A 23931-nucleotide genomic window follows, 5' to 3' on the forward strand; every position below is an offset into this window, starting at 1 on the left:
GGCAAAAATATCCCGGGGGGCGCGGCGCGCAGGCGCCGCGGGGGGCAGCGCCCCCAAAACCCTCACCCCGCCGGACCTCAATGCACCGTGCAGACCATGCATGGATCGAAACTCCGCACCACATGCTGCACCGACACCGGCGTGTCCTCCGCCTCGCCCACCGGGCAGCCGACCAGCGCCGCCTCCACCGGCCCCGCCGCGCCGCCCGCGTCGCGCGGCGAAAAGTTCCATGTGGTCGGCGCAACGATCTGGTAGCTGGCGATCTTGCCGCCCTCGATCCGCAGCCAATGGCCCAGCGTGCCGCGCGCCGCCTCGACGAGCCCCATCCCTGAGCCCGCCTCGGGCAGCGTCCATGCGCCCATGAAACGCGCCGCCGGGTCGAGCCGTGCCGCCCAATCCTCAAGCCAGATCTGCAACCGCGCGATCTCCAGCAACCGCCCGGTGATGCGCGCCCGCACGCCGCCCTCGGCGGCCAGCGCCTGCGCCAGCGGATGGCCGTCCACCGCCTGCCGCGCCAGCGCGCCCACTTCCACCGGCTGTCCACCGAGGCGCGGCGCCTTGCACCAACTGTAGGCCTCCTCGCGCATCTCTTCGTCGGGGGCGGTGACGCCCTGCGCCGGATGCGCCGCACCGCCCAGCATCCACGCGTGGCTGACATCCTCGACGATCTGCGCCAGATCGAACGCCGTGACCGCGCCGCCCTGCCAGACCCCGGCGCGGCTCACCCGCCCCGAAGGCATCGGATAGGCCCCCGCCGACAGGTAGCGCCCCGGCCCGCGCCCAAGGCTGGCCAGATCGAGATCGCCTGCGATCTCTAGGAACAGCCCCGCGTCGCCCGTGCGCCAATCGTCGAGATCGCGCAGCGAGGACAGGCCAACGAAGGTCTCCAGCGGCGCGCCGAAAAGGCTGGTCTCGAGAAACCGGCGGAACGCCCGCAGCAGCGTCTGGATGCGCACCTTGTCGCGCGCGTCCGGCGCGCGGGTGACACCGCCGGGCTGGATCGCCAGCGTGTGCGGCCACTTGCCGCCCAGCATCCCGACGATGTGCAAAAGCCGCGCCCGCGCCTCCACCATGGTCTTGGCCGCCGAGCCCTCCATAGCGGTGAAACGCTGCAGCGCGCGCCCATGCCACGCGCGGCCCGCATAGGACGGGCGGCAGAAGTCGGGCATGAAGAAGAGATGAAAATGCGTCACATGGTCGGCCATATTCTCGACCCCATGCAGGATCGAGGCGGCCAGCGCCCCCTGCTCGGGCATCTCGGCGCCCCCCGCATCCGCCAGCGCAAAGGCCGCCGCCGCCGACTGGCTGATCGAGCAGATGCCGCAGATGCGCGGCGTCAGGGTCAGCGCATCGCGCGGGTCCTTGCCGGGCAGCATCATCTCGAAGCCGCGAAACAGCGGCGAGTTGGCATAGGCCGCGCGCACTGCCCCGCCCGCGATGTCGAGCCGTATCTCCAGATCGCCCTCGACCCGGTTGAACGGGCCGACCAGAAGCTGTCGTTCACTCATCTCTCACTCACCCGCAGCACTTACTTGCGTTTCACCCGCAGCGTCGGCGCCACGCGAATGCGGTCGGAATGGGCGTTCACGTCGATCCGCTTGGGGGTGGCCGCCTTGCTCAGCGAGGCCAGCGCCATGAACCACGCCTTGGGCATGTCCGAGGGCAGCCCCACCGGGATCCCGGCGATGGTCGGCGTCTCGGTGAACGGATGGTTCGGCTCTTCGAACTCGGGGCTGGTGCAGGCGATACAGGGATAGCCGCCACGGGTGCAGGACCCCTCGCCATTCCACGGGCGGATGTTGCAATCGCCCACCGCCTGCGTGCCGACGCAGCCCAGATGCTCCATCATGCAGCCCATCTCCGACAGGCTGCGGGCGCTGGCCTTATACTCGTAGAACTCGTTCTTGGTGCAGCCGTGGTGCACCAGATGATCGGCGTAGAAGCGCGGGCGGCGGAACGGGTCGAGATCGCCCTCACTCATCGCCTCCCCGGCGAGCAGCAGCAGCGTCTCGGTGACCCATGCCGGATGCGTCGGGCAGCCCGCCACATTGATCACCGGCAGGCCCGAGGCCGAGCGGAACGCGCCGGGCAGTGCCCCGCCTTCGAGCGTGCCGTCCCATTGCAGGCCAAGCGCGCCCGCGGGGTTGCCGCCCGCCGCGGTGATCCCGCCGAAGGCGGCGCAGCTGCCCACCGCCACCACATGCCGCGCCTTGGGCGCCAGCGACTGCACCCAGTCCAGCATCGAGCGCCCGGTGCCCGCAAGCATGTGGTATTTGCCGGTGCCGCGCGGGCCGGTGACGATCGAGCCCTCGACGCAGAGCACGTCGAGCGTTGTCTCTCCGGCCTCGACGCTTTCAAGGATGCGCCGCGCCTCGGCGCCGGTCTCCAGCGAGAAGGACGGGTGCCACAGAAAGCGGATGCCCGCGTCGCCCAGCGTGTCAAAGACATTGGGGTTCTCGGCGCAGAGCAGCGACATGGTGCAGCCGCCGCAGCCCGCCGATTGCAGCCAGAGCACGTTCATGGCGGGGGCTCCCTCTTCTCTGCTGGCGTCTCTGCTGGCCTCTCCTCAGGCGCGTCCAGTGGCAGCTCCAGCCGGAACGAGCTGCCCGGCCCGTCCTCCAGCACCAGCCGCCCGCCATGCTCCTGCGCGATCTTGGCGCTGATGGCGAGGCCGAGGCCGGTGCCCTGCCCCACGGGCTTGGTGGTGAAGAACGGATCAAAGATCGCCGCCCGCACCTCCTGCGGCACGCCGGGGCCATTGTCGGACAGGATGAGCAGCGCCCTGCCGCCCTCGGTCGCAACGCGCATCACCAGCTCGGGCGCCGCATGGCCTTTCAGCGCGTCCATGGCGTTCTGCACGAGGTTCATGACGATTTGCTGCACATGACCGGGGGCGCCCCAGAATCTCCAGATGCTCGGGCCCCTCGTAGCGCACGGCGATGCCGCTTTTCGAGCCGCGCTCGACCCAGCGCGCGGCGACCTTGGCGGTCTCCACCAGATCGAAGCGCACCCGCTCGCCCGAGCCATCCGCCGACAGCCGCCGCAGATCGGCGACGATGTCGCGCACCCGCTCAGCCCCTTCGCGGGCGCCATGGATCGCCTCGCGCAGGTTGCGCAGGTCGCGCTCCAGCTTCAGATCTTCGCGCAGCGCCACAAGCTCTTCGCGCGTGGCCCCGGCCTGCACCCGCTCGAAATAGGTCTCAAAGCGGCTAACGTATTTCTGCAGCGCATGGGTCGAGGCGTAGACAAAGCTGATCGGGTTGTTGAGCTCATGCGCCACCCCCGCCAGCAGACGGCCCAGCGTCGCCAGCTTTTCGTTGCGCACCAACTGGCCCTGCGCTTCCTTGAGTTGCCGGTGCGAGCGTTCGAGCTCGGCATAAGCGCGGCGCAGCTCGCCCAATGGCCGCCCGGTGAGCACCGCACCCACATAGCGCCCCCGGTCCGACAGCCGCGCCGACAGCGCGATATCGAAGGGCTGCGCGCCCGAGGGCGAGACCAGATCGGCCTCGAAAGACGCGGTCTCACGCGAGAGCCGCAGATCGGCCAGCGCGCCCTCGATCCGCGCCGCGCCCTCGGCGGTGAAAAGCTCGGCCACGCGCCGCCCCGCCAGCGCGCCGGGCTCTGCCTCGGCGGCGCGCATGAGCGAGGCGCTGACCTCTTCGATTACCCCGTCGCGGCCCACCACCGCCATGATGTCGCTGACCGAGCCCAGCACCGAGCCGATGAAGCGCCGCGCCTCGTGCAGCGCTTCGTTCTGGCGCTCGAGCCGTTCCTGATATTCCACCAGTTCGGCATAGGTCCGGTCGACCGCCGAGAGCACATCGCCCCAGCTGTCCTCGGTAAATCCGCCGCTCGTGGTATGGCTCTGGCCCATGGCGCCTCCTGCCCCGACGATAGGGCCGGGTGTTGGCCGCGGCAAGGGGCGCGCCGATCCCGGGGCGCGCGGCGGGTGGCGAGCGCGGGACCGCCTCCGGCGGGCGTATTTTCAAAGAGAAGAAGGTGGCGGCGGCGCGCCTCAGGCCTGCGCCTTTTCACGTCCCGCCGAGAGCGATTTCACCGCCGAGGAGGCGATCACCTCGCCGCTGGCGGCAAAGCGGTCGTGGTAGGTCTCGACCTTCGGCAGATCGTAGAGATAGTTGACCATTGCCCCGCCGGACTGGCGCTGGCCGTTTTCGGACGTGTCCGCCCCGGCGTGCACCGCATGCACCATGGCGCCATTGCCGAGGTGGAAGCGCGCCACCGGATCGCGCGGCCGCCCGTCGCCGCGCTTGGCGGTCAGCAGGTAATGCGCGGCCAGCTGGCTCATCCGCTTGGCGTCTTGTGGATCGAAGGCGGTGCCCTGCTCTTCGAGCCAGACCACCAGCCCCGGGATCGGCGAGAGCGTGACGAAGGTCTTCAGCCCCGGCAGCGCGCTGGAGAGATCCGAGGCCACCTGCTTGATCAGCGAATTGCCAAAGGAGATGCCCGCCAGACCCGGCTGGCAGTTGGAGATCGAGTAGAACACGGCGGTATCGGCGCTGGCCGCTTCCATCGGTTCGCGGTCCTCGCTGAGCAGCGCCTGCACCGAGCCTGGCACGCCGCGGGTCAGCGCCACCTCGACGAAGATCAGCGGCTCGTCGGGCATCGCCGGGTGGAAGAAGGCAAAGCAGCGCCGGTCCGGCGGTGCGAGGCGGCGGCGCAGATCGTCCCAGCTGTGGATCGCATGCACCGCCTCATAGGCGATGATCTTTTCCAGCACATGCGCCGGGCTTTCCCAGCTGATCGGCCGCAGCACCAGAAAGCCGCGATTGAACCAGCTTTTGAACAGATGGCGGAAATCCTCGTCGAGCGCCTGCAATTCGGGCTCGTCGCGGCTGCGCCGCAGCAGGTCCGAGCGCATCCGCACCAGCCGCTCGGTCGCCCCGGGCACCATGTTGAGGCGGCGCAGAAGCTCGGCCCGCGGCGGCTCGGCGGCCCCCATGAAGGCGCGGTAGCTGCGGCCCGAGGGCGCGGCCTCATAGGCGTCGAGCGCGCTGCGCAGGGCGGCGGCGTCGATGTTGAGCGCCGCCAGCCCGCGGAAGGCTTCGAGCTTTTCCGGCCCCGACATGCCGTCATAGCGCTGCAACACCTGCCGGGCGAGCGCGGTCACCACGCCCTCGCTGCGCGCCTCCAGCAGATCCGAGACAAGCGCCGGCAGCGGGCGCGGATCGCGGCGCAGACGCGGCGCGGCGCCGATCCGGCGCTCGAAGATCGTGGTCAGCAGATCGGCAAAGAGACTCATGGCAGGCTCCTGCGGTTCTCTATCAGCGGTGCGTGCCCCCCGGCCCTGCCAAGGGTGCGCAGCGCCGCGCCGCAAGGCAAGCCTGTTCGCGCCAACGCCCCGCACACGCGGCACTCCGCCGCGCCATACGCGCGGTTGCTGCCCCGCGCCGCTTTGCCCAATTCCTAGGCAGCGCGCCGCCTCCGGGCCATCCGGCGGGCGAATAGTGCAAGCTGCCGCCCGCCCACCGATTGCCCGAATTGGCGCATTCCTTACCGGTTGGTAAAAAAACCAGACAATGCACAGGGATGGATAAGGACCGACGATGAAATTCACCAACACCCACGGGCAGATGACCCGCAGACAGATGCTGCTCAGCACCGGCGGGATCACCGCCCTCGCCAGCACCGGCTTTGCTGGCAAGCTGATAGCGCAGGAGCCGATCAGCGTCGCGGGCATCTATACGGTGCCTGTCGAGCAGCAATGGGTGAGCCGCATCCATGTCGCCGCCGAGGCCGCCAAGGAGGCCGGGCTGATCAGCTACAGCTTCTCGGAGAACACCGCCAACACCGATTATCCGCGCGTCATGCGCGAATATGCCGAGAGCGGCGCGCAGCTGATCATCGGCGAGATCTTCGGCGTCGAGCAGGAGGCCCGCGAGGTGGTGCTCGAATACCCCGAGACCGCCTTCCTCATGGGCTCGAGCTTCATGCCCGACGAGGCCTATCCGAACCTCGGGGTTTTCGACAATTACATTCAGGACGCCTCGTATCTGTCGGGCATCATCGCCGGCGCGATGAGCGAGAGCGGCAATATCGGCATGGTCGGCGGCTTCCCGATCCCCGAGGTGAACCGCCTGATGCATGCCTTCATGGCGGGCGTGAAGGAAAGCAAGCCCGAGGCCACCTTCCAGGTCAGCTTCATCGGCTCGTGGTTCGATCCGCCCAAGGCCAAGGAGACGGCGTTTGCGATGATCGAAAGCGGCGCCGACATGCTCTATGCCGAGCGCTTCGGGGTCTCGGACGCGGCGCAGGAGAAAGGCGTTCTGGCGATCGGCAACGTCATCGACACGCAGGCCGACTACCCCGAGACCGTGGTCGCCTCGGCGCTCTGGGACTTCGGCCCGACGCTGGCGGCGGCGCTGGCCAAGGTCGGCGACGGCAGCTTCTCGGCAGAAAACTACGGCACCTACAGCTTCATGAAGGAAGGCGGCTGCTCGCTGGCGCCGCTCGGCACCTTCGAGGGCAAGGTCCCGCAAGAGGCGCTCGATCTGGTGGCCGAGAAGGAAGCGGCGATCAAGGACGGGTCCTTCACTGTCGAGATCAACGACGAAGAGCCGACCTCCTCCTGATGACACAGACACAAGAGGCGCAGGAGATCGTCCTGCGCCTTTCCGGCATCACCAAGCGGTTCGGCGCGCTCACCGCCAATGACGGCATCAACGTCGCGCTGGCGCGCGGCGAGGTCGTGGCGCTTCTGGGCGAGAACGGCGCGGGCAAGACCACGCTGATGAACATCCTCTTCGGCCATTACACCGCCGACGCGGGCACGGTGGAGGTGTTCGGCCAGACCCTGCCCCCCGGCCTTCCCGGCGCGGCGCTGGCGGCGGGCGTGGGCATGGTGCACCAGCATTTCACCCTCGCGGGCAATATGACGGTGCTGGAAAACATCCTGCTCGGCACCGAGCCACTGTGGCGCCCCTCCCTCCGGCGCAGCGCAGCGCGGCAGCGCGTGCAACAGCTGTCGCGCGATTTCGGTCTTGCGGTGCATCCCGATGCGCGCGTGGCGTCGCTCTCGGTGGGCGAGCGGCAGCGGGTCGAGATCCTGAAAGCGCTCTACCGCGACGCCCGCATTCTCATCCTCGACGAGCCCACCGCCGTGCTCACCCCGCAGGAAAGCGAGGCGCTCTTCGAGACGCTGCGCAAGGCGGTGGCGCAGGGGCTTTCAGTGATCTTCATCTCGCACAAGCTGCATGAGGTCATGGCGGTCTCGTCACGGGTGCTGGTGCTGCGCCACGGCAGGCTCGTGGGCGAGGTCGCCACCGCCAAGACCGACCGCCATCAGCTTGCCGAACTGATGGTCGGGGCCGAGATCACGCCCCCCGCCCCCGCCGAGGCCCGCCCCGGCGCCACGCTGCTGAAACTGCAAGCGGTCTCCACCCCGGCGCGCGGCAACCGCACCGGGCTGCGCGGCGTCGATCTGGAGCTCAGGGCAGGTCAGATTCTCGGCCTCGCAGGCGTCTCGGGCAATGGTCAGGGCGCGCTGGCGGACTTGCTGTCGGGCCTCGAGACGCCCAGCGCGGGCGTCATGGAACTGGCCGATGAGACCGTCACCAACTGGTCGCCGCAGAGCGCGCTCAGGGCCCGCATCGGGCGCATCCCCGAGGACCGCCACAAGACCGGCACGATCGCCGATTTCACCCTCACCGAGAACGCCGTGCTGGAAAGCTACGCCGAGCCCCCGGTGGCCCGACGCGGCTGGATGGACTGGTCCGCCGCGCGCCGCGCCGCCGAGCAGGTCATCGAGGCCTACGACGTGCGCTGCCCCGGCCCCGACACCCGCATCCGCCTGCTCTCGGGCGGCAATATGCAAAAGCTCATCCTCGGACGGGTGCTCGAAGCGCAGCCGCGGATCATCCTCGCCAACCAGCCGGTGCGCGGCCTCGACATCGGCGCGGTCACCTATGTGCAAGAGCGGCTCATCGCCGCCCGCGACGCCGGTGCCGCGGTGCTGCTGATCTCCGAGGATCTCGACGAGGTGCTGAGCCTTTCGGATGTGGTACGGGTGATCTGCGAGGGCCGCCTCTCGCCCGAATTCCCGCGCGGCAGCAAGACCCCCGCCGAGCTGGGCCAATGGATGGCCGGACAGGGGTTCGACGATGCCGCCTAAAATACCACCTGAGAATACGCGCCACCTCCCCGCTTCTTCTCTTTCCAAATACGCATATCCCGCCCCCTCCGCCCGCACCAAAGCCGAGGCAGAGGCACAGCCCACAAGAGCCGACAATGCGCCTTGATCCCATCACCGCCCCCTCGCCCGCCCGCACTTTGGGGCTGCCCGCGCTGGCGCTCGGTGCCACGGTGCTGGTCGCCATGGGGCTGGCGCTCATCGCCGGGGCCGATCCCCTCGCCACGCTGGGGCTGATCATCAAAGGCGCCGCGGGCTCGAAGTTCGCCCTGCTGGAAACGCTCAACCGCGCCACGCCGCTCATTTTCACCGGCCTCGCCATTTCGGTCGCTTTCCGCGCCAAGCTCTGGAACATCGGCGCCGAGGCACAGCTCTACGCGGGCGCGCTGGTCACCGTGGTGATCGGCACGCAGCTTGGCCTGCCGGGGCCTCTGGCGCTGCCGCTCATGGCGCTTGGGGCCGTTCTTGCCGGGGTGCTGGTGCTGCTCGGCCCGGTGCTGCTGAAGACCCGGCTCGGCGTCGATGAGGTGGTCACCACGCTGCTAATCAATTTCATCATGGCGCTGTTCATCTCCTACCTGCTCGAGGGCCCGCTCAAGGACCCGATGGGCATGGGCTGGCCCAAGTCCCCGGCCCTGCCGCGCGACGCGCGCCTGCCGCGCATCGTCGAGGGGCTGCGGCTGCACTGGGGCTTTGGGCTGGCGCTCCTCTCGGCGCTGGCCGTCTGGGTCATGCAGACCCGCAGCACGCTCGGCTATGAGATCCGCGCCACCGGCCTCAGCCCCGAGGCGGCGCGTTTCGCGGGTATTCCGGTGGGCCGGGTGCTGGTGAAGACCGCGCTGATCTCCGGCGGGCTCGCCGCGCTCGCAGGGTTCTCGGAAGTGGCCGGGCTGAAGGGCAATCTCACCGCCGATCTCTCACCCGGTTTCGGCTATACCGGCATCGTCGTCGCCATGCTGGCGCTGCTGCACCCCTTGGGGGTCGTCGTCTCGGCGCTCTTCGTGGCCGGGGTCTTCGTCGGCGCCGACAGCATGTCGCGCGCCGCGGGCGTGCCGACGTACATAGCCGACATCCTCTTGGCCACGGCGCTGCTGTTCATGGTGCTGGCGATCCTGCTCACAAAAGTCCGGGTGGTGCGCGGATGACCGAGATCATCGACATTCTCATCTCCGCCAGCTTCTGGGCCGCCGTACTGCGCATCGCCTCGCCGCTGATCTTCGCCACCCTCGGAGAGTTGATCTGCGAGCGCGCGGGCGTTCTGAACCTCGGCATCGAGGGCATCATGGTCTTTGGCGCCTTCGCGGGCTGGATGGCGGTCTACGCCGGGCTCGGCCTCTGGCCCGGGGTGCTGGTGGCGCTGCTGGCGGGCATGGCCTTCGGTGCGCTGCATGCGCTGCTCACCGTGCCCTTTGGCCTCTCGCAGCATGTGGTGGGGCTTGGCATCACCATGCTCGCCACCTCCTCGGCCTATTACGCCTACCGCCTCGCGCTGCCCGAGGTCACCAGCCCGCCGCGCATCGACCCCTTCCAGCCGCTGCACATCCCGGTGCTGTCGGACATCCCGTGGCTCGGGCAGGCGCTGTTCTCGCAGACCGCGCTCACATGGGCCGCCTTCGGCTGCGCGGCGCTGGTGGCGCTGGTGCTCTACCGCACGCCGCTGGGCCTTGCGGTGCGCGCCGCCGGAGAGAACCCGCAGGCGGTCGAGGCGCAGGGGCTTTCGGTGGCGGCGATCCGCATGGGGGCGGTCATCGTCGGTTCGGGGCTGATGGCCGTGGGCGGCGCTTTCCTGACCATGTCGGCCTTCTCGTCCTTCTTCTTCGAGATGGTCAACGGGCGCGGCTGGATCTGCATCGCGCTGGTGGTCTTCGGCGCGTGGAAGCCGGGCAAGGCGCTGCTCGGCGCACTGCTCTTTGCCGGGTTTGATGCGCTGCAGATTTGCCTGCAGCAGACGCCCATGGGGCAGCTTGTGCCCTATCAGGTTTTCCTGATGATCCCCTATGTGCTGTCGATCCTCGCGCTTATCCTCATGTCGCGCCGGGCCGAGGTGCCCGCAGCGCTGATGACCCCCTTCAACCGCGGAGAGCGCTGAATGGCCACTTTCGACATCCTCGTCACCGGCGGCACCCTGCCGGACGGGACCATTGCCGACATCGGCATCACCGGCGATCGCATCGCCGCCATTGGCGACCTGACCGGCTCCGAGGCGGGCGAGACCATCGACGCCAGCGGCGATCTCGTCGCCCCGCCCTTCGTCGATCCGCATTTCCACATGGATGCGACGCTCAGCTATGGCACGCCCCGGATCAACGCCTCTGGCACCCTACTCGAGGGCATCGACCTCTGGGGCGAGCTGCGCGAAGAGGCGAGCGTCGATGAGATGGTCGCGCGGGCGCTGGAGTATTGCGACTGGGCGGTCTCTCTGGGCCTGCTGGCGATCCGCAGCCACGTCGACACCACGCCCGATCACCTCAACACCGTTACCGCGATGCTCGAGGTGCAGGAGAAGGTGAAACCCTATCTCGACCTACAGCTCGTCGCCTTCCCGCAGGACGGTTTCCTGCGCAGCCCTACGGGGCGCGAGAACCTGATCCGCGCGCTGGACATGGGCGTCGAGGTGGTCGGCGGCATCCCGCATTTCGAGCGCACCATGACGGATGGTGCCGCGTCGCTGAAAGAGCTTTGCGAGATCGCCGCGGCCCGCGGCCTGCTGGTGGACATCCACTGCGACGAAACCGACGATCCCCTGTCGCGCCACATCGAGGCGCTGGCCTATGAGACGCAGCGGCTTGGCCTGCAGGGGCGCGTCACCGGCAGCCATCTGACTTCGATGCACTCCATGGACAACTATTACGTGTCCAAGCTGCTGCCGCTGATCGCAGAGGCGGAAATCTCCGCCATCCCCAATCCGCTGATCAACATCACTTTGCAGGGACGGCACGACACCTACCCCAAGCGCCGCGGCCTCACCCGGGTGAAAGAGATGCAGGCCATGGGCATCCGCGTCGGCTGGGGGCAGGACTGCGTGCGCGACCCGTGGTATTCGCTCGGCACCGGAGACATGCTCGACGTGGCCTTCATGGGGCTGCACGTGGCGCAGATGACCTCGCCGCAGGAGATGGCGCGCTGCTTCACCATGGTGACCGAGGAGAACGCCAAGATCCTGCATCTGGATGGCTACGGGCTGGCGGTCGGCAATATGGCCTCGCTGGTGGTGCTCGACGCGGGCGATCCGATCGAGGCACTGCGGCTGCGGCCCGACCGGCTCTGCGTGATCTCCAAGGGCAAGGTGGTCTCGAAACAGGCCCGCAATGACGCGCGCCTCGCCCTGCCCGGCCGCCCCGGCAGCGTGCGGCGGCGGCACAAGGTTCCCAGCTGAACCGCCCCGGCTAGGCGGAGCCCCGCGCGGGCGGCCTGGCCGCCGTCCGCCGTCTTCTCCCGGCAATGCCGACAAGGCGCCTGAAGGTCTTGCACTCCATGTGCGACGGCGCGGGACAATCGGCAACATGGCGCAGGGTGTCGCGGAGCGCGGCAAGCTCCCTGATCTGGCGATCCAGTTCATCGGCGCGGCGGCGCAGCTCCTGTCGCGGCAGCTCGGGCGTGCCCGTCTTGCCGAACATGGCCGCGATATCCTCGAGCGAGAAACCCGCCGCCTTGCCCATCGAGATCAGCGCCAACTGCAGCAGCACTCCCGGCTCGAACTGTCGCCTCAGCCCGTGGCGGCCGACAGAAGAGATCATCCCGATCTCGTCGTAATACCGCAAGGTCGACGCCGGCACGCCAGCCCGCCGCGAGACCTCGGCAATATCCAGAAGCTCCATGCTTGACCTCAAGTTGGCTTGAACTCGTAGAGTGGCCGCTCGCGATGAGTTTGGCAAGCGGAGCAGATGGATGATGAGCCATATCATGATGAAACCCAGGGCCGGGAGGATCGGGGCATCGCTTTGCCTGTCGCTCTCGGCGCTGCTTGCCTCGCTGGGGACAAGCATCGCCAATATCGCCCTGCCGTCGCTCGCCCTGGCCTTCGACGCGAGCTTCCCGCAGGTGCAATGGGTGGTGATCGCCTATCTGACGGCACTTGCGCTTTGCGTCGTCATAGCGGGAGCGCTCGGGGACCTGTTCGGACGCAAACGGATGCTGCTTTCCGGGCTTGTCCTGTTCACCCTGGCCTCTGCGCTCTGCGGTCTTTCGGCCGGGCTCTGGATGCTGGTCGCGGCACGTGCGCTTCAGGGCGTCGGCGCGGCTGTTCTGATGGCGCTGACCATCGCGCTGGTGCGGGATGCCGTCGCGCCGGAACGCCTCGGGCGCGCCATGGGGTTGCTCGGCACCATGTCGGCGGTCGGAACCGCGCTTGGCCCGTCGCTTGGCGGCATGCTGATTGGCTGGGCCGGATGGCCGGCGGTCTTCCTCGTGTTGGTGCCGCTCGGGCTTTTGGCTGCCGGGCTCGCGCTGGTTGCCCTGCCCGAGGTCGCGCCACACAGCAGATCGCACCGGCCCGACCTGTCGCTGCTGCGCCAGCGCGGCATCGGCTTCACCCTTTTGGCGAACCTGCTCGTGGCGAATTTGATGATGGCCACCCTGCTGGTCGGACCGTTCTACCTTGCCTTCGCGCTTGGATTGCAGGCGACGACCGTCGGCCTCGTGATGTCGGTCGGGCCGGTGATCTCGATCTGCACCGGCGTCCCCTCGGGCCGGCTGGTCGACAACCGCGGCGCGCTGAAGGTCCTGACGTTCGGGCTGGGCGCGCTCGCCGCCGGGGCGCTGGCGCTGGCGATCCTGCCACCGCGCTTCGGAGTGCCCGGATACCTGATCGGCATCGCGATCCTGACCCCCGGCTACCAACTGTTCCAATCCGCCAACAACACCCTGCTGATGCAGAGCGTGCGGGCGGGCCAACGCGGCGCGGCTTCGGGGCTGCTGGGGCTATCACGCAATCTCGGACTGCTGTCCGGGGCCTCTGTCATGGGCGCCGTCTTCTCGTTTGGCGTCGGCTTCCACGCCATCGAGACAGCCGGTGCCGACGCGATCGAGCAAGGGCTGCAGCTCACCTTCGCGCTTGGCGGGCTGTCGTTGCTGGCGGTGCTGATTGTCCTGACAAAGCGCCCGCGACCGCGCGCCGGGGTCTAGACCAGTGGCACCCCCACAAACGCAAAAAGGCACGCGAAAATCGCGCGCCTTCGGCGTCTCGTCCGGTGTCTTATCCGGCGTCTGGTTCATGGTGCGTGAGTGGTGGAATGGCAGCCCGTAGGGGAATCGAACCCCTCTTTCCAGGTTGAAAACCTGGCGTCCTAACCGATAGACGAACGGGCCATTGCAACGCGACCGCCGAAAACTTTATCCGACGGAGAGGCTGTTGCGAACCTCATGAACCCCAGCTGACCCGGTCTCTGACCCCTGATTTTGCCTGTCCCCGCGGGGACAGAAACAAAACCAGTGGCAGCCCGTAGGGGAATCGAACCCCTCTTTCCAGGTTGAAAACCTGGCGTCCTAACCGATAGACGAACGGGCCGTGCCGGCTGGTGAGGGGCGTTCTAGTCAAAGCGCCCCCCCCTTGCAAGCGGAATTTTACGGTTTTTTGAGCCTCAGGTGATTTTTTCTCAAACCCCTGACAAAAAACGGAAATTCCGCTCGAAAATCATTTACCCTGCGGCAGGCGCGGCATCCTCCAGCCGCATCTGCACGGTGCGCCGCCCGTTCCACTCGTTGATCTCGAAACGCCCGGCGAGGTGGAATCGTGCGCCCTTGTGCTGGCTCAGCGCCTGCCCCATGGGCGTGTCGAAAGCGCCAAAGCAGATCGCGTCGACCTTGGCCCCCATGCCGTCCCCGGCAGTGATCTTGAGGTGCCCTGTGCCAACCTCCTTGGCAAAGAGGATCTGCGCATCGGGCATGGCAAAGCGCGGCCCCGGCGCGCCCGCCCCAAAGGGTCCGGCCTGCTCCATCCGGTCGCACAGCTCGGTGCTGGCCACCCCGGGCATCATCAGCCCGTCGAGCCGCAGATCCGCCGCACCGCCCTGCCCCGCGCCCTGTTTGGCCAGCAGCTCCGCCAGCCGCTCCATGGCCGCGTCCAGCTTGTCCTCGGCCACGGTGAGACCCGCCGCCATCTTGTGCCCGCCGCCCTTGATCAGCAGCCCCTCGGCGGCGAGCTTCTGGATGCTCGCGCCCAGATCGACGCCCGAGACAGAGCGGCCCGAGCCCTTGCCCTCGCCGGCGTCGAAGCCGATGACGATCGATGGGCGGTTGGTCATCTCCTTGAGGCGCGAGGCGACGATGCCCACCACGCCCGGATGCCAGCCCTCGCCCGCCGCCCAGACCAGCGGCGCGTCGAGCCCGCGCTCTTCGGCCTGCGCCAGCGCCGAGGCGCGCACCGCCTCCTCGACCTCGCGGCGCTCGGAGTTGAGCTTGTCGAGACGCTCGGCCAGCGCCTCGGCCTCATGCCGGTCGCGGGTGGCGAGCAGCCGCGCGCCAAGGTCGGCCTGCCCGATCCGCCCGCCGGCATTGATCCGCGGCCCCAGCACATAGCCAAGGTGGTAGGACGAGGGCGCCGTGTCGAGCCGCGCCACATCCGACAGCGCCACGAGGCCGGGGCGCTCGCGCCGCGCCATGACCTGCAGGCCCGAGCGCACGAAGGCGCGGTTGACCCCGCGCAGCGGCGCCACATCGGCAACGGTGGCCAGCGCCACCAGATCGAGCAGCGACATGAGGTTGGGCCCGGGCGTGCCCGCCTCGCGCATCAGCCGCCCGCAGTCGACCAGCACCATGAAAACCACGGCGGCGGCACAAAGATGCGCCAGCGCGCCGTCCTCGTCCTGCCGGTTGGGGTTCACCACCGCGACGCAATCTGGCAGCGTCTCGCCGCCAAGGTGGTGGTCGAGCACCACTACATCCGCGCCCTCGGCCGCCGCGATCGGCTCATGCGAGAGCGTGCCGCAGTCGACGCAGATGATCAGATCATGCGCGCTGGCAAGCTGCTGCATGGCGGGCACATTGGGGCCGTAGCCCTCGTCGATCCGGTCGGGCACATAAAGCGTCGCCTCCAGCCCCAGCTGGCGCAGCCAGTCGATGAGCAGCGCCGCAGAGCTGCCGCCATCCACGTCGTAATCGGCAAAGATCGCGATGCGCTCGCGCCGCTCTACCGCCTGCAGGATCCGCCCCGAGGCCTTTTCCATGTCGCGCATGCTGCGCGGGTCGGGCATGAGGTCGCGCAGTTTCGGCTCGAGAAACCCCGGCACCTCTTCGCCCGCCACACCAAGCCGCGCCAGCACCGCGCAGAGCGGGCGCGGCAGATGGGTTGCCTGCGCCAGCGCCTCGGCCTGCCGCTCGACCTCCACCGCCGGACCAACCCAGCGCCGCCCGGTCAGCGACTGCTCCACACCCAGATAGCTCATGCGCCCCTCGCGTCTTTTCATTCTGCCCGCAATCGGCCCCCTCGTAGCGCGAAATGGCGGGAAACGGAACGGGGCGCGCCTGCCCGGCGCCGCAGGGGCGGCACGGGCGCGCCGGCGTATTTGGAAAGAGAAGAAGCCGGGACCTCTCGAAAACGAAAAAGGGCCCGCGCCGCGAGCCCTCTTCTTCTCTTTGAAAATACGCAAATCGGCGCTGGCCGGCCCGCGCTCAGCCCTCGAAGGGGTTACGGTACTGCACGCGGCGCACCGAGCCGGTCTTCGAACGCATCAGGATGGTCTCGGTCTCGATCCAGCCCGGCTGGCGCTTGATGCCCGAAAGGATCGAGCCGTTGGTCACGCCGGTGGCGGCGAAGATCACATCGGCGGTGACCAGTTCGTCGCGCTTGTAGACCTTGTCGAGATCGGTGATCCCGGCCTTGGCGGCGCGGCCGCGCTCGTCGTCGTTGCGGAACAGCAGCTTGCCATACATCTGGCCGCCCATGCACTTCAGCGCAGCGGCTGCCAGAACGCCTTCCGGCGCGCCGCCCGAGCCCATGTACATGTCGATGCCGGTGATCTCGGACTCGGCGCAATGCATGACCCCCGCCACGTCGCCATCGGTGATCAGCCGGATGCCGGCGCCGGTGGCGCGCACTTCGGCGATCAGATCTTCGTGGCGCGGACGCTCGAGAATGCAGACGGTGATGTCGGTCATCGCGCAGCCCTTCGCCTTGGCCAGCGCCGCGACCCGTTCGGAGGGGCTCATCTCGAGGGTGACGGTGTCTTCCGCATAGCCCGGCCCGATCGCCAGTTTTTCCATGTAGACGTCGGGCGCGTGCAGCATCGAGCCGCGCGGGCCCATGGCGATCACGGTGAGCGCGTTCGGCATGTCCTTGGCGGTGAGCGTGGTGCCTTCGAGCGGGTCAAGCGCGATGTCCACGCCCGGGCCGTTGCCGGTGCCCACTTCTTCGCCGATGTAGAGCATCGGCGCCTCGTCGCGCTCGCCCTCGCCGATCACCACCACGCCGGCGATGTCCAGCATGTTCAGCTGGTCGCGCATGGCGTTGACCGCAGCTTGGTCCGCGGCCTTCTCATCGCCGCGGCCAATGAGGCTGGCGGAGGCGATGGCGGCCTGCTCGGCGACCCGGGCGAGGCCCAGCGAAAGCATACGGTCATTAAAATCTGTGGGAGCCGACATGGAGTCTTCCTTGAAAAATTTACCGTTGGGAAGGGTGTAGCGCGCGCGGTTGCCGAAGGGCAAGCCCGCTCGCGCTAACCGCCGCCGCGCAGGACAGCACGGCGGCGGCTCGATGTCAGCGCGGTCTTAGCCCAGTATCAACCCGGTATCAGCGGGATGACAAAACGCTCTTTTGGGGCGCAGAGGGCGGTCAGACTGCCTCGATTCGCAGCGCCACGGGGGTGCCATGCACCACGCCGGTCTCTGCCATCGCCGCGAGGGCCGAATTGAGCGATGCGCGCGTCGTCTTATGGGTCACGATCAGCACCGGCGCGGTGTCCGCGGTGGTGCTCTGCCCGTATTGACGCAGGCGGTTGATCGACACGCCCGCCTCGCCGAGCGCCGCGGCGACCTTGGCCAGCGCGCCCGGGCGATCGGCCAGCGCCATGCGCAGATAATAGGGTGCGGGCGTGGTGGCCTGCGCCGAGGGCGCCGCCACCAGCGCAGAGGCCGGGGCGCCGAAGGTCGACAGCCGCGTGCCGCGGGCGATGTCCATCACGTCGCCCATCACCGCAGAGGCGGTCGGCCCCTCGCCCGCACCAGCCCCGCGCAGCACGATCTGGCCGACGTCATCGCCCTCGATCACCACCATATTGGTGCCGCCTTCAAGTTGGCCCAGCGGCGAGGTCGCGGGCACGAGGCTCGGTGCCATCGACTGCTCGAGGCCGCGCTCGGTGAGGCGGCAGACGCCCAGCAGCTTGATGCGGTAGCCCATGTCGGCGGCCTGACGGATGTCGTCGATGGACACGCGGCCGATGCCTTCAAGCTCCACCGTGTCAAACGCCACCTGCGTGCCGAAGGCGATGGACGACAGCAGCGAGAGCTTGTGGCCCGCGTCGATGCCGCCCACGTCAAGCTCGGGATCGGCTTCGAGATAGCCCAGACCATCGGCCTCGGCGAAGGCTTCCTGATACGACAGGCCCGCGCCTTCCATCCGGGTCAGGATGTAGTTGCAGGTGCCGTTCATCACGCCCATGACGCGGGTGATGCGGTTGGCAGCGAGCCCTTCGGTCAGCGCCTTGATCACCGGGATGCCGCCCGCGACGGCGGCCTCGAAGCGCAGCACCGCGCCGGTGCTTTCGGCCAGTTCGGCCAGCGCCTGACCGTGGTGGGCCAGCAGCGCCTTATTGGCGGTGACCACATCCTTGCCCGCCTTCAGCGCGGCCTCGGTGGCGGCCTTGGCCGGACCGTCCGAGCCGCCCATCAGTTCGACCAGCAGATCGACGTCGTCGCGCTTGGCCAGCGCCACCGGATCGTCTTCCCATGCGTAATCGGCGAGCGATACGCCGCGGTCCTTGTCACGGTTGCGCGCCGAAACCGCGCTGATCACGATCTTGCGGCCCGAACGGGTTTGCAGAAGATCGGCCTTCTGCTGGACGATCTTCACGACGCCGGCGCCGACAGTGCCAAGGCCCGCAATCCCCAGGCGCAGAGGTTCAGACATATGCGGGATCCTTCTATCTTCGAAACGAGGTTTGTGGCTTTGATTTGGTGTGCGCTGCCTTAGCCGTAACGTCGTGGCTGTGCAACGGCGTCTGGCCCGGGAATGGCTGGGGAATGGACCGGAGAGCGGGGCGGTTTGGGCGGCGGCTGCGCGCTTGGCGGAGCGGAGGGGCGCGCGGGGCAGGCCTATTGGCCGGTCTGGTCGCCCACCTGCTCTCCCGTCGGCTCTTCCGTCTCGGAGCTGCTTTCGGAGGTGCCTTCGGTGGCGCTTGGGGCTGCGCTTTCGGGCGTGATCAGCAGATCCGTCCGCACGCCTTGATCCATGCGCGCGCGGGCGCTGGACTGGACCACATCGCCCTGCAGGCCGCTTGCGCGGCGGCGCAGCGCTTCGGCCCGCGCCGAAACGGTCTCGGTCGCTTCGGGCTCTGCGCGGATCGGCGCCGGGGCGGTTAGAAGCCCGGACAAAGGCACCAGATCGGGGAACGGCGCGGTGGCGACGCCGGGGCTTTGTGCGCCGTCGAATTCGGGAAAGTTGGTGCAGGCCGCCAGCAGGGCGCTAAGGCAGATAGGCACGAGGCTGTACGAGAGCACGGGGCGCATGGCGGTAAGACGTCTTTCGCTGGACACTGTGCCCGTCTTGCCGCAAGCGGTGGCGCAGGGCAAGGCCGGGACGCATCGCGCTTGATCTGAACAAACGTTCAGATAATAGTGATGACATGGCCCGTACCGCTGGATCGCATTCCGACATCACCGGGCCGCGGATCCGCGAGGCGGCGCTGCGGCTCTTTGCCAAACACGGCTATGCCGCCGTTTCGATGCGCAAGATCGCGTCGGATGTCGGCGTGCAGGTCGGGGCGCTTTACAATTACATCCCCGACAAGCAGGCGCTGCTGGTCTCGCTGCTGAAGGGCCATATGGATGAGCTGCTCGAAGCGTGGCAGGCCGAGCCGCGGCCCGAGGACCCGCTGGCGCGGCTTGAGGCCTTCGTGCGGTTCCACATCGGCTTCACCCTGCGGCACCCGGAGTTGATCTTCATCTCCTATATGGAGCTGCGCAATCTCGAGCCCGAGAACTTCGCGGTGATCGAGGCGCTGCGCGGGCGCTATGAGGCGGTGCTGGAGGAGATCCTGCACGACGGGCGCGCCGCCGGGCAGCTTTCGGTGCCGGATACGCGGATCGCCGCCTTTGCACTGATCGCCATGCTGACAGGGGTCAACACGTGGTACCGCGAGGGCGGGCGCCTGTCGGAAGAGGAAGTGGCGACGCTTTACTGGGACATGGCGCGCAAGGCGGTGGGCGCCTAGGTCGGCCCCTACCCCGCGGACCGGAGGCAGGAGACCGGAGACTGGAAACCGCCGCGCATGTTCAGCGCGGCGGGGACAAAAGCCTTCGAAGGCTTTTGCAACGTCCTTCGACGGACGTTGGCCTTATTCAGCCACCTGAATCGATTCGAGGTATTCGAGCAGCGCCACCATCTTGCGCGGCGTCGGCGTCAGCACCCCGTCGCCGGTGTCGAGCGGCAGTTCGTCCCCTTTCAGCAATTCGCCGAACTCGGGCATGCCGGGACCATCGAGATCGGCGCTCGTGTAGCCGTCGATCTTCGACAGCACCTCGGCGCGCGGGAAGCTGCCCCCGCGATGCGCGGCGATCAGCGTCAGATCCGCCGGCACCACCCCAAGATCGGCCGCCAGTGGGCCGTCGCCCTTGGCCGAGTTGCCATGGCAGGCCGCGCAATATTCCACGAAGAGCGCCTGCCCGTCCGCCGGTTCCGGCATGGCGGCTTCCATGCAGGCGCCGAGCGCCAGCAGCGCCGCCGCGCCCAGTGCCCAGACCCGCGGTTTCAGCGGCGCGCCCGTGGTTTGGCCTGCGGTTTGATCTGTGGTTTGACCTGTGATTTCTGTCCGTTCGGTGCTCATCGGCGTATCCCTCGTCTTGCCTGTCGCCTCATGTCTCGCCCGCCGTGCCCGGCGGATCAAGGCCGCAGCGCCGCTTTGCGGGCGGACGTACGGCGGCGCGACCTGCAACATGGCGATCCGCGGCGGGGTGACATTCGCGCCGCGCCGGGCCAGTGTCGCGCGGAATCTGACGTTCCCGGAGACCCCCATGCCATCCCAAGCCCTCATCATGCTCGCAGCCGGGATCGGCATTCCGGTGCTCGCGGCGCTCAATGCGCGGCTCGGGGGCTGGCTGGGCTCGCCCGCGGCAGCGGCGGTGATCCTGTTCTGCGTGGCGCTGAGCGCCAGCCTGATCGTGCTCTTCTCGCTTGACCCGCGGCCCATCGCACGCGCGGCGGATGCGCCCAAGCACCTGTTCCTTGCCGGGCTTTTCGTCGCTTTCTACGTGCTGAGCATCACCTATGTCGCGCCCACCTTCGGCGTCGGGCGGGCGGTGTTTTTCGTGCTGCTGGGGCAATTGATCAGCGCCGCGCTGATCGACCATTTCGGTCTGCTCGGCGTGAAACCCGCACCGATCTCGGCACAGCGCGGGCTTGGGATCGCGATGATGGCGGCGGGCGTCTTCCTCGCGCAGCGCTGAGCGCGCGGCTCAGCTTTCGGCGACGAAGGCAAGGCTGGCCGAGGTGATCGGCGCGCTGCGCCCGATCAGCGTCACCGAGGCGCCATTGTCGAGCGTCACCACCAGACCGCTGGAGCTTGCCACCTGCGAGGCAATGGCGGGCGCGGTGCTGCCGCTGTAGCTGAAGACGATGAGGTCTTCCTCCTCGTCGAAATCCTCGACGATCGCGCCATCTTCGAGCGTGAAGGTATCGGCCCCGGCACCGCCGAGCCCGATGTCCCCTTCGCCGAGCATCAGCGTGTCATCCCCGGTGCCGCCGATCAGCAGATCGCTCTCGCCATCGTCCCCATCCTCGTCCGAACCCCAGAGCAGGTCATCGCCCGAACCGCCGAGCAGCGTGTCCGCGCCGGTGCCGCCTTCGAGCGTGTCGCCGCCACTGCCGCCTTCGGCGTAATCGTCGCCCGCCTCGCCCGACAGGCTGTCGGAGCCGCCGCCGCCGCTGAGCACATCCGCGCCGTCGCCCGCCGCGAGAATGTCGCCGATATCGGTGCCAGTGAGCGTGTCGTCGCCGGAGGTGGCGCCAGAAGTGGTGTCGTCGGTGGTATCAGTGCCCGTGTCGTCGGTGCTTTCGTCAGCCGTGTCGTCTGTGGTGTCTTCGGTGGCACCCGAGGTGCCGCTGTCCTCGCCCGCCGTCTCGTCCCCCGTGTCATCCCCTGTATCGTCCGCCGCATCGTCCCCGATCAAATCCGCGGGTGTGCCGGTCTCTTCGTCCGCAGTCTCTTCATCCGCAGACTCTTCATCTGCGGTGTCTTCGGTGCTGTCTTCATCGGCATCGGCATCGGCATCGGCATCGGCATCGGCATCGGACGCATCCGTATCGCCCGCGTCTTCGGCAACGTCGCCGGTGCTGTCGTCAGTGGTTTCTTCGGTGATTTCTTCGGTGGTTTCTTCGGTGGTTTCTTCGGTGCTGTCGTCGGTCAGACCGTCTTCGGTGCCGGTCTCCTCCTCCACCGGCAGGATCATCCCATCACCGAGGTCAAGCTCGTCGCTGTCGTCCGAGGACTCCTCTTCGTCATCATCATCGCCCATGGGAAAGGCGACGGCGGCGAAGGGGAAAAGCGCCGCGAGCGCGACAAGAAGTTCCAGCGGCATGAAAGCGGCTCCAGAGGGTTAGTCCCCGGAACCCTGACGCTCAAGTTTGACAAAAATCAGGCGGGGCCGCGGCCCCGCCGGGGTCTTCTCGCGGCGTTCAGAGCGGCACGAGCTGGCCGTCGCGCATCTCGACCTGCCGGTCCATGCGGCCCGCAAGTTCAAGGTTGTGCGTGGCGATCAGCGCCGAAAGCCCGGTCTCGCGCACCAGCGTCATGAGCGCGCCGAACACCCGGTCCGAGGTGGTCGGGTCGAGGTTGCCGGTGGGCTCGTCGGCCAGCAACAGCTTGGGCGCATTGGCCATGGCGCGGCAGAAGGCGACGCGCTGTTGCTCGCCGCCCGACATCGCGGCGGGGCGATGCGCCACCCGGTCCTGAAGCTCGACGCTGGCGAGCAGATCCTTGGCCCGCGCCTCGGCCTCGGCGGCGGGCACCCCATTGGCCAGCTGCGGCAGGGTGATGTTCTCGAGCGCGGTGAACTCGGGCAGCAGATGGTGGAACTGATAGACAAAGCCCACCTCCTGACGGCGCACGATGGTGCGGCGGCGGTCGGACTTGCCGCCCAGCACCTCGCCGGCGATCGCCACCTCGCCCGCGTCGGCGGTGTCGAGCAGCCCGGCGATATGCAGCAGCGTCGACTTACCGGCCCCCGAGGGCGCGACCAGAGCCACCACCTCGCCGCGCGCCACCTCGAGCGAGGCGCCGCGCAGCACCTGCACCTCATTGGGCGCGCCGCGGTTGTAGAATTTCTCGATGCCCGACAGGCGCAGAACGGGATCACTCATAACGCAGCGCCTCCACGGGGTTCATGCGCGCGGCGCGGCGCGCGGGAAAAATCGTCACGATGAAGCTGAGGCCGAGCGAGAGCGCCATGGCACTGAACACATCGCCCCATTGCAACTTGGCGGGCAGCGCATAGATGCCGCGCACCGCCGGGTCCCAGACGCCGCCGCCCGCGACGTAGTTCACGAACGAGAAGATCGGGTCGATGTAGATGGCGAAAAGGCAGCCCAGCACCACGCCCATGATGGTGCCGATCACCCCGGTGAAGGCGCCGCAGATGAAGAAGACGCGCAGCACCGATCCCTCGGTGAGGCCCATGGTGCGCAGGATGCCGATGTCGCGGCCTTTGTTCTTCACCAGCATGATCAGCCCCGAGACGATGTTCATCGTGGCGATCAGCACCAGCACCGACAGGATCACGAACATCACATTGTCCTCGACCTCCAGCGCGCGCAGGAAGCCGCCCGAGGCGTCCTGCCACGTCCAGACCAGCGCCCCCTGCCCGGCGGCCTGCTGGATCGCCGTGGCCATGCCGTCGACCTGCTCGGGGTCTTCGACCATCACTTCAAGCTCGTCCGCCACGCCTTCGCGGTTGAAATAAAGCTGCGCCTCCTCGAACGGCATATAGGCGCGGGTGCGGTCGATGTCGTAGCGTCCGGCGGTGAAGATCCATGTCACCTCATAGGCTTTGACCCGCGGCGAGACGCCGAAGGCGGTCTTCACCCCGTCGGGCGAGATCAGCTTGATCTCGTCGCCCACGTCTACGCCCAGTTCGCGCGCCACGCCCGAGCCGAGCGCAATGCCCTCGCCAAAGCGCGCCAGATCGCCGCGACCGGTCTCAGGGTCGACGATGCGGCGGATGCCCTGCAGATCGTCCGCCGAGATGCCAAAGACCTCGATCCCCGCGTTGCGGCCATTGGCGTTGCCCATGACCTGCCCCTTCACCAGCGGCGCGGCGCGGGTGACGCCCGGCACTTCGGCCACCGCATCGGCGCGCTCGGCGTAATCGGGGAAGGTGCGCACGGTGCGGCCAAACTCATCCTCGCGCGCGGCGGCATAGACGGTGACATGGGCGTTCGAGCCAAGGATCGTATCGACGAACTCGGCCCGAAAGCCCGACCGCACGGCCAGCGTGGCGATCAGCGCAAAGACGGCCAGAGTGATGCCGATCAGGCTGATCCAGGTCATCACGCTGACCCCGCCCTCGGCGCGCCGGGCACGCAAGTAGCGCCAGGCGATCATCCATTCGAACGGGGCAAAGGGTGGCGGGGTACGGGCCAT

20 protein-coding genes, 2 tRNA genes and 1 pseudogene are annotated in these 23931 nt (G+C 68.1%); 8 read left to right on the top strand and 15 right to left on the bottom strand.

Annotated features, from left to right (window positions below):
- Nucleotides 1-77: 77 nt before the first annotated feature.
- The 4 genes and pseudogenes from ACXAD2_RS21140 to ACXAD2_RS21155 form a co-directional block, all read right to left on the bottom strand.
- Nucleotides 78-1508: a nickel-dependent hydrogenase large subunit gene (locus tag ACXAD2_RS21140; protein WP_475174290.1), complete on the bottom strand. Its 1431-nt coding sequence runs from the start codon at nt 1506-1508 to the stop codon at nt 78-80.
- 20 nt (nt 1509-1528) lie between these two features.
- Nucleotides 1529-2521: an NADH-quinone oxidoreductase subunit B family protein gene (locus ACXAD2_RS21145; RefSeq protein WP_475174292.1), complete on the bottom strand. Its 993-nt coding sequence runs from the start codon at nt 2519-2521 to the stop codon at nt 1529-1531.
- Nucleotides 2518-3874: pseudogene (locus ACXAD2_RS21150) on the bottom strand (sensor histidine kinase). Before ACXAD2_RS21150 ends, ACXAD2_RS21145 begins: the two are co-directional and overlap by 4 nt.
- Before the next feature lie 141 nt (nt 3875-4015).
- Complete coding sequence (locus tag ACXAD2_RS21155; RefSeq protein WP_475174295.1) at nt 4016-5260, bottom strand: malonyl-CoA decarboxylase; 1245 nt, start codon at nt 5258-5260, stop codon at nt 4016-4018.
- A 304-nt stretch (nt 5261-5564) separates the two neighbouring features.
- Between ACXAD2_RS21155 and ACXAD2_RS21160 the strand changes: the two genes are divergently transcribed.
- From ACXAD2_RS21160 to ACXAD2_RS21180, 5 genes are all read left to right on the top strand, one after another.
- Nucleotides 5565-6590: a BMP family protein gene (locus ACXAD2_RS21160; protein ID WP_475174298.1), complete on the top strand. Its 1026-nt coding sequence runs from the start codon at nt 5565-5567 to the stop codon at nt 6588-6590.
- Nucleotides 6590-8128 (top strand): ABC transporter ATP-binding protein, encoded by a 1539-nt coding sequence (locus tag ACXAD2_RS21165; protein ID WP_475174301.1) that lies wholly within the window; start codon nt 6590-6592, stop codon nt 8126-8128. The genes ACXAD2_RS21160 and ACXAD2_RS21165 overlap by 1 nt, the downstream gene beginning before the upstream one ends.
- A gap of 116 nt (nt 8129-8244) precedes the next feature.
- Nucleotides 8245-9291, top strand: a complete 1047-nt coding sequence (locus ACXAD2_RS21170; RefSeq protein WP_475174304.1) for an ABC transporter permease — start codon at nt 8245-8247, stop codon at nt 9289-9291.
- Complete coding sequence (locus ACXAD2_RS21175) at nt 9288-10235, top strand: ABC transporter permease (RefSeq protein ID WP_475174308.1); 948 nt, start codon at nt 9288-9290, stop codon at nt 10233-10235. Before ACXAD2_RS21170 ends, ACXAD2_RS21175 begins: the two co-directional genes overlap by 4 nt.
- Complete coding sequence (locus ACXAD2_RS21180) at nt 10236-11522, top strand: amidohydrolase family protein (protein ID WP_475174314.1); 1287 nt, start codon at nt 10236-10238, stop codon at nt 11520-11522. It begins immediately after the preceding gene.
- A gap of 10 nt (nt 11523-11532) precedes the next feature.
- Here ACXAD2_RS21180 and ACXAD2_RS21185 read toward each other — a convergent pair whose 3' ends face one another.
- Entirely contained in the window at nt 11533-11964 is a 432-nt protein-coding gene (locus tag ACXAD2_RS21185; protein ID WP_475174319.1) for a helix-turn-helix domain-containing protein, read from the bottom strand.
- A gap of 85 nt (nt 11965-12049) precedes the next feature.
- Here ACXAD2_RS21185 and ACXAD2_RS21190 point away from each other — a divergent pair, with 85 nt between their 5' ends.
- Nucleotides 12050-13270: an MFS transporter gene (locus ACXAD2_RS21190; protein ID WP_475174321.1), complete on the top strand. Its 1221-nt coding sequence runs from the start codon at nt 12050-12052 to the stop codon at nt 13268-13270.
- Between the two features lie 108 nt (nt 13271-13378).
- On the opposite strand, the gene ACXAD2_RS21195 is transcribed toward ACXAD2_RS21190, so the two are convergent.
- From ACXAD2_RS21195 to ACXAD2_RS21220, 6 genes are all read right to left on the bottom strand, one after another.
- A tRNA-Glu gene (locus tag ACXAD2_RS21195) sits at nt 13379-13453 on the bottom strand.
- A gap of 124 nt (nt 13454-13577) precedes the next feature.
- Nucleotides 13578-13652 (bottom strand) — tRNA-Glu (locus ACXAD2_RS21200).
- 130 nt (nt 13653-13782) lie between these two features.
- Nucleotides 13783-15528: a single-stranded-DNA-specific exonuclease RecJ gene (recJ, locus tag ACXAD2_RS21205; protein WP_475175001.1), complete on the bottom strand. Its 1746-nt coding sequence runs from the start codon at nt 15526-15528 to the stop codon at nt 13783-13785.
- Between the two features lie 226 nt (nt 15529-15754).
- Nucleotides 15755-16723, bottom strand: coding sequence for a class II fructose-bisphosphatase (gene glpX / locus ACXAD2_RS21210; protein ID WP_066101316.1), 969 nt, complete (start codon nt 16721-16723; stop codon nt 15755-15757).
- A gap of 190 nt (nt 16724-16913) precedes the next feature.
- Complete coding sequence (locus tag ACXAD2_RS21215; RefSeq protein ID WP_475174326.1) at nt 16914-18206, bottom strand: homoserine dehydrogenase; 1293 nt, start codon at nt 18204-18206, stop codon at nt 16914-16916.
- 185 nt (nt 18207-18391) lie between these two features.
- Complete coding sequence (locus tag ACXAD2_RS21220) at nt 18392-18805, bottom strand: hypothetical protein (RefSeq protein ID WP_475174332.1); 414 nt, start codon at nt 18803-18805, stop codon at nt 18392-18394.
- 116 nt (nt 18806-18921) lie between these two features.
- Between ACXAD2_RS21220 and ACXAD2_RS21225 the strand changes: the two genes are divergently transcribed.
- Nucleotides 18922-19509: a TetR/AcrR family transcriptional regulator gene (locus ACXAD2_RS21225; protein WP_475174339.1), complete on the top strand. Its 588-nt coding sequence runs from the start codon at nt 18922-18924 to the stop codon at nt 19507-19509.
- 123 nt (nt 19510-19632) lie between these two features.
- On the opposite strand, the gene ACXAD2_RS21230 is transcribed toward ACXAD2_RS21225, so the two are convergent.
- Nucleotides 19633-20121 carry a c-type cytochrome gene (locus ACXAD2_RS21230; protein ID WP_475174342.1) on the bottom strand — a complete coding sequence of 163 codons (489 nt, stop codon included), beginning with the start codon at nt 20119-20121 and terminating at the stop codon, nt 19633-19635.
- Nucleotides 20122-20308: 187 nt separating this feature from the next.
- Here ACXAD2_RS21230 and ACXAD2_RS21235 point away from each other — a divergent pair, with 187 nt between their 5' ends.
- The gene (locus tag ACXAD2_RS21235; protein ID WP_066101334.1) at nt 20309-20740 is read left to right on the top strand and encodes a DMT family transporter; all 432 of its coding nucleotides are present in this window, start codon (nt 20309-20311) and stop codon (nt 20738-20740) included.
- Nucleotides 20741-20749: 9 nt separating this feature from the next.
- On the opposite strand, the gene ACXAD2_RS21240 is transcribed toward ACXAD2_RS21235, so the two are convergent.
- The 3 genes from ACXAD2_RS21240 to ACXAD2_RS21250 all read right to left on the bottom strand — a co-directional run bounded on the left by ACXAD2_RS21240 (nt 20750) and on the right by ACXAD2_RS21250 (nt 23931).
- The gene (locus ACXAD2_RS21240; protein WP_475174345.1) at nt 20750-21871 is read right to left on the bottom strand and encodes a calcium-binding protein; all 1122 of its coding nucleotides are present in this window, start codon (nt 21869-21871) and stop codon (nt 20750-20752) included.
- Nucleotides 21872-21968: 97 nt separating this feature from the next.
- Nucleotides 21969-22652, bottom strand: coding sequence for an ABC transporter ATP-binding protein (locus ACXAD2_RS21245; protein WP_066101339.1), 684 nt, complete (start codon nt 22650-22652; stop codon nt 21969-21971).
- Nucleotides 22645-23931 (bottom strand): lipoprotein-releasing ABC transporter permease subunit, encoded by a 1287-nt coding sequence (locus ACXAD2_RS21250; RefSeq protein ID WP_224902375.1) that lies wholly within the window; start codon nt 23929-23931, stop codon nt 22645-22647. Before ACXAD2_RS21250 ends, ACXAD2_RS21245 begins: the two co-directional genes overlap by 8 nt.

This window comes from Salipiger sp. ABN3_019, from assembly GCF_056158605.1.

Excerpts from the sequence above, each read along its gene's own strand:
- ACXAD2_RS21140 (WP_475174290.1), bottom strand. The coding sequence starts at position 1,508 with ATGAGTGAACGACAGCTTCTGGTCGGCCCGTTCAACCGGGTCGAGGGC.
- ACXAD2_RS21145 (WP_475174292.1), bottom strand. The coding sequence starts at position 2,521 with ATGAACGTGCTCTGGCTGCAATCGGCGGGCTGCGGCGGCTGCACCATG.
- ACXAD2_RS21155 (WP_475174295.1), bottom strand. The coding sequence starts at position 5,260 with ATGAGTCTCTTTGCCGATCTGCTGACCACGATCTTCGAGCGCCGGATC.
- ACXAD2_RS21160 (WP_475174298.1), top strand. The coding sequence starts at position 5,565 with ATGAAATTCACCAACACCCACGGGCAGATGACCCGCAGACAGATGCTG.
- ACXAD2_RS21165 (WP_475174301.1), top strand. The coding sequence starts at position 6,590 with ATGACACAGACACAAGAGGCGCAGGAGATCGTCCTGCGCCTTTCCGGC.
- ACXAD2_RS21170 (WP_475174304.1), top strand. The coding sequence starts at position 8,245 with ATGCGCCTTGATCCCATCACCGCCCCCTCGCCCGCCCGCACTTTGGGG.
- ACXAD2_RS21175 (WP_475174308.1), top strand. The coding sequence starts at position 9,288 with ATGACCGAGATCATCGACATTCTCATCTCCGCCAGCTTCTGGGCCGCC.
- ACXAD2_RS21180 (WP_475174314.1), top strand. The coding sequence starts at position 10,236 with ATGGCCACTTTCGACATCCTCGTCACCGGCGGCACCCTGCCGGACGGG.
- ACXAD2_RS21185 (WP_475174319.1), bottom strand. The coding sequence starts at position 11,964 with ATGGAGCTTCTGGATATTGCCGAGGTCTCGCGGCGGGCTGGCGTGCCG.
- ACXAD2_RS21190 (WP_475174321.1), top strand. The coding sequence starts at position 12,050 with ATGATGAAACCCAGGGCCGGGAGGATCGGGGCATCGCTTTGCCTGTCG.
- recJ (WP_475175001.1), bottom strand. The coding sequence starts at position 15,528 with ATGAGCTATCTGGGTGTGGAGCAGTCGCTGACCGGGCGGCGCTGGGTT.
- glpX (WP_066101316.1), bottom strand. The coding sequence starts at position 16,723 with ATGTCGGCTCCCACAGATTTTAATGACCGTATGCTTTCGCTGGGCCTC.
- ACXAD2_RS21215 (WP_475174326.1), bottom strand. The coding sequence starts at position 18,206 with ATGTCTGAACCTCTGCGCCTGGGGATTGCGGGCCTTGGCACTGTCGGC.
- ACXAD2_RS21220 (WP_475174332.1), bottom strand. The coding sequence starts at position 18,805 with ATGCGCCCCGTGCTCTCGTACAGCCTCGTGCCTATCTGCCTTAGCGCC.
- ACXAD2_RS21225 (WP_475174339.1), top strand. The coding sequence starts at position 18,922 with ATGGCCCGTACCGCTGGATCGCATTCCGACATCACCGGGCCGCGGATC.
- ACXAD2_RS21230 (WP_475174342.1), bottom strand. The coding sequence starts at position 20,121 with ATGAGCACCGAACGGACAGAAATCACAGGTCAAACCACAGATCAAACC.
- ACXAD2_RS21235 (WP_066101334.1), top strand. The coding sequence starts at position 20,309 with ATGCCATCCCAAGCCCTCATCATGCTCGCAGCCGGGATCGGCATTCCG.
- ACXAD2_RS21240 (WP_475174345.1), bottom strand. The coding sequence starts at position 21,871 with ATGCCGCTGGAACTTCTTGTCGCGCTCGCGGCGCTTTTCCCCTTCGCC.
- ACXAD2_RS21245 (WP_066101339.1), bottom strand. The coding sequence starts at position 22,652 with ATGAGTGATCCCGTTCTGCGCCTGTCGGGCATCGAGAAATTCTACAAC.
- ACXAD2_RS21250 (WP_224902375.1), bottom strand. The coding sequence starts at position 23,931 with ATGGCCCGTACCCCGCCACCCTTTGCCCCGTTCGAATGGATGATCGCC.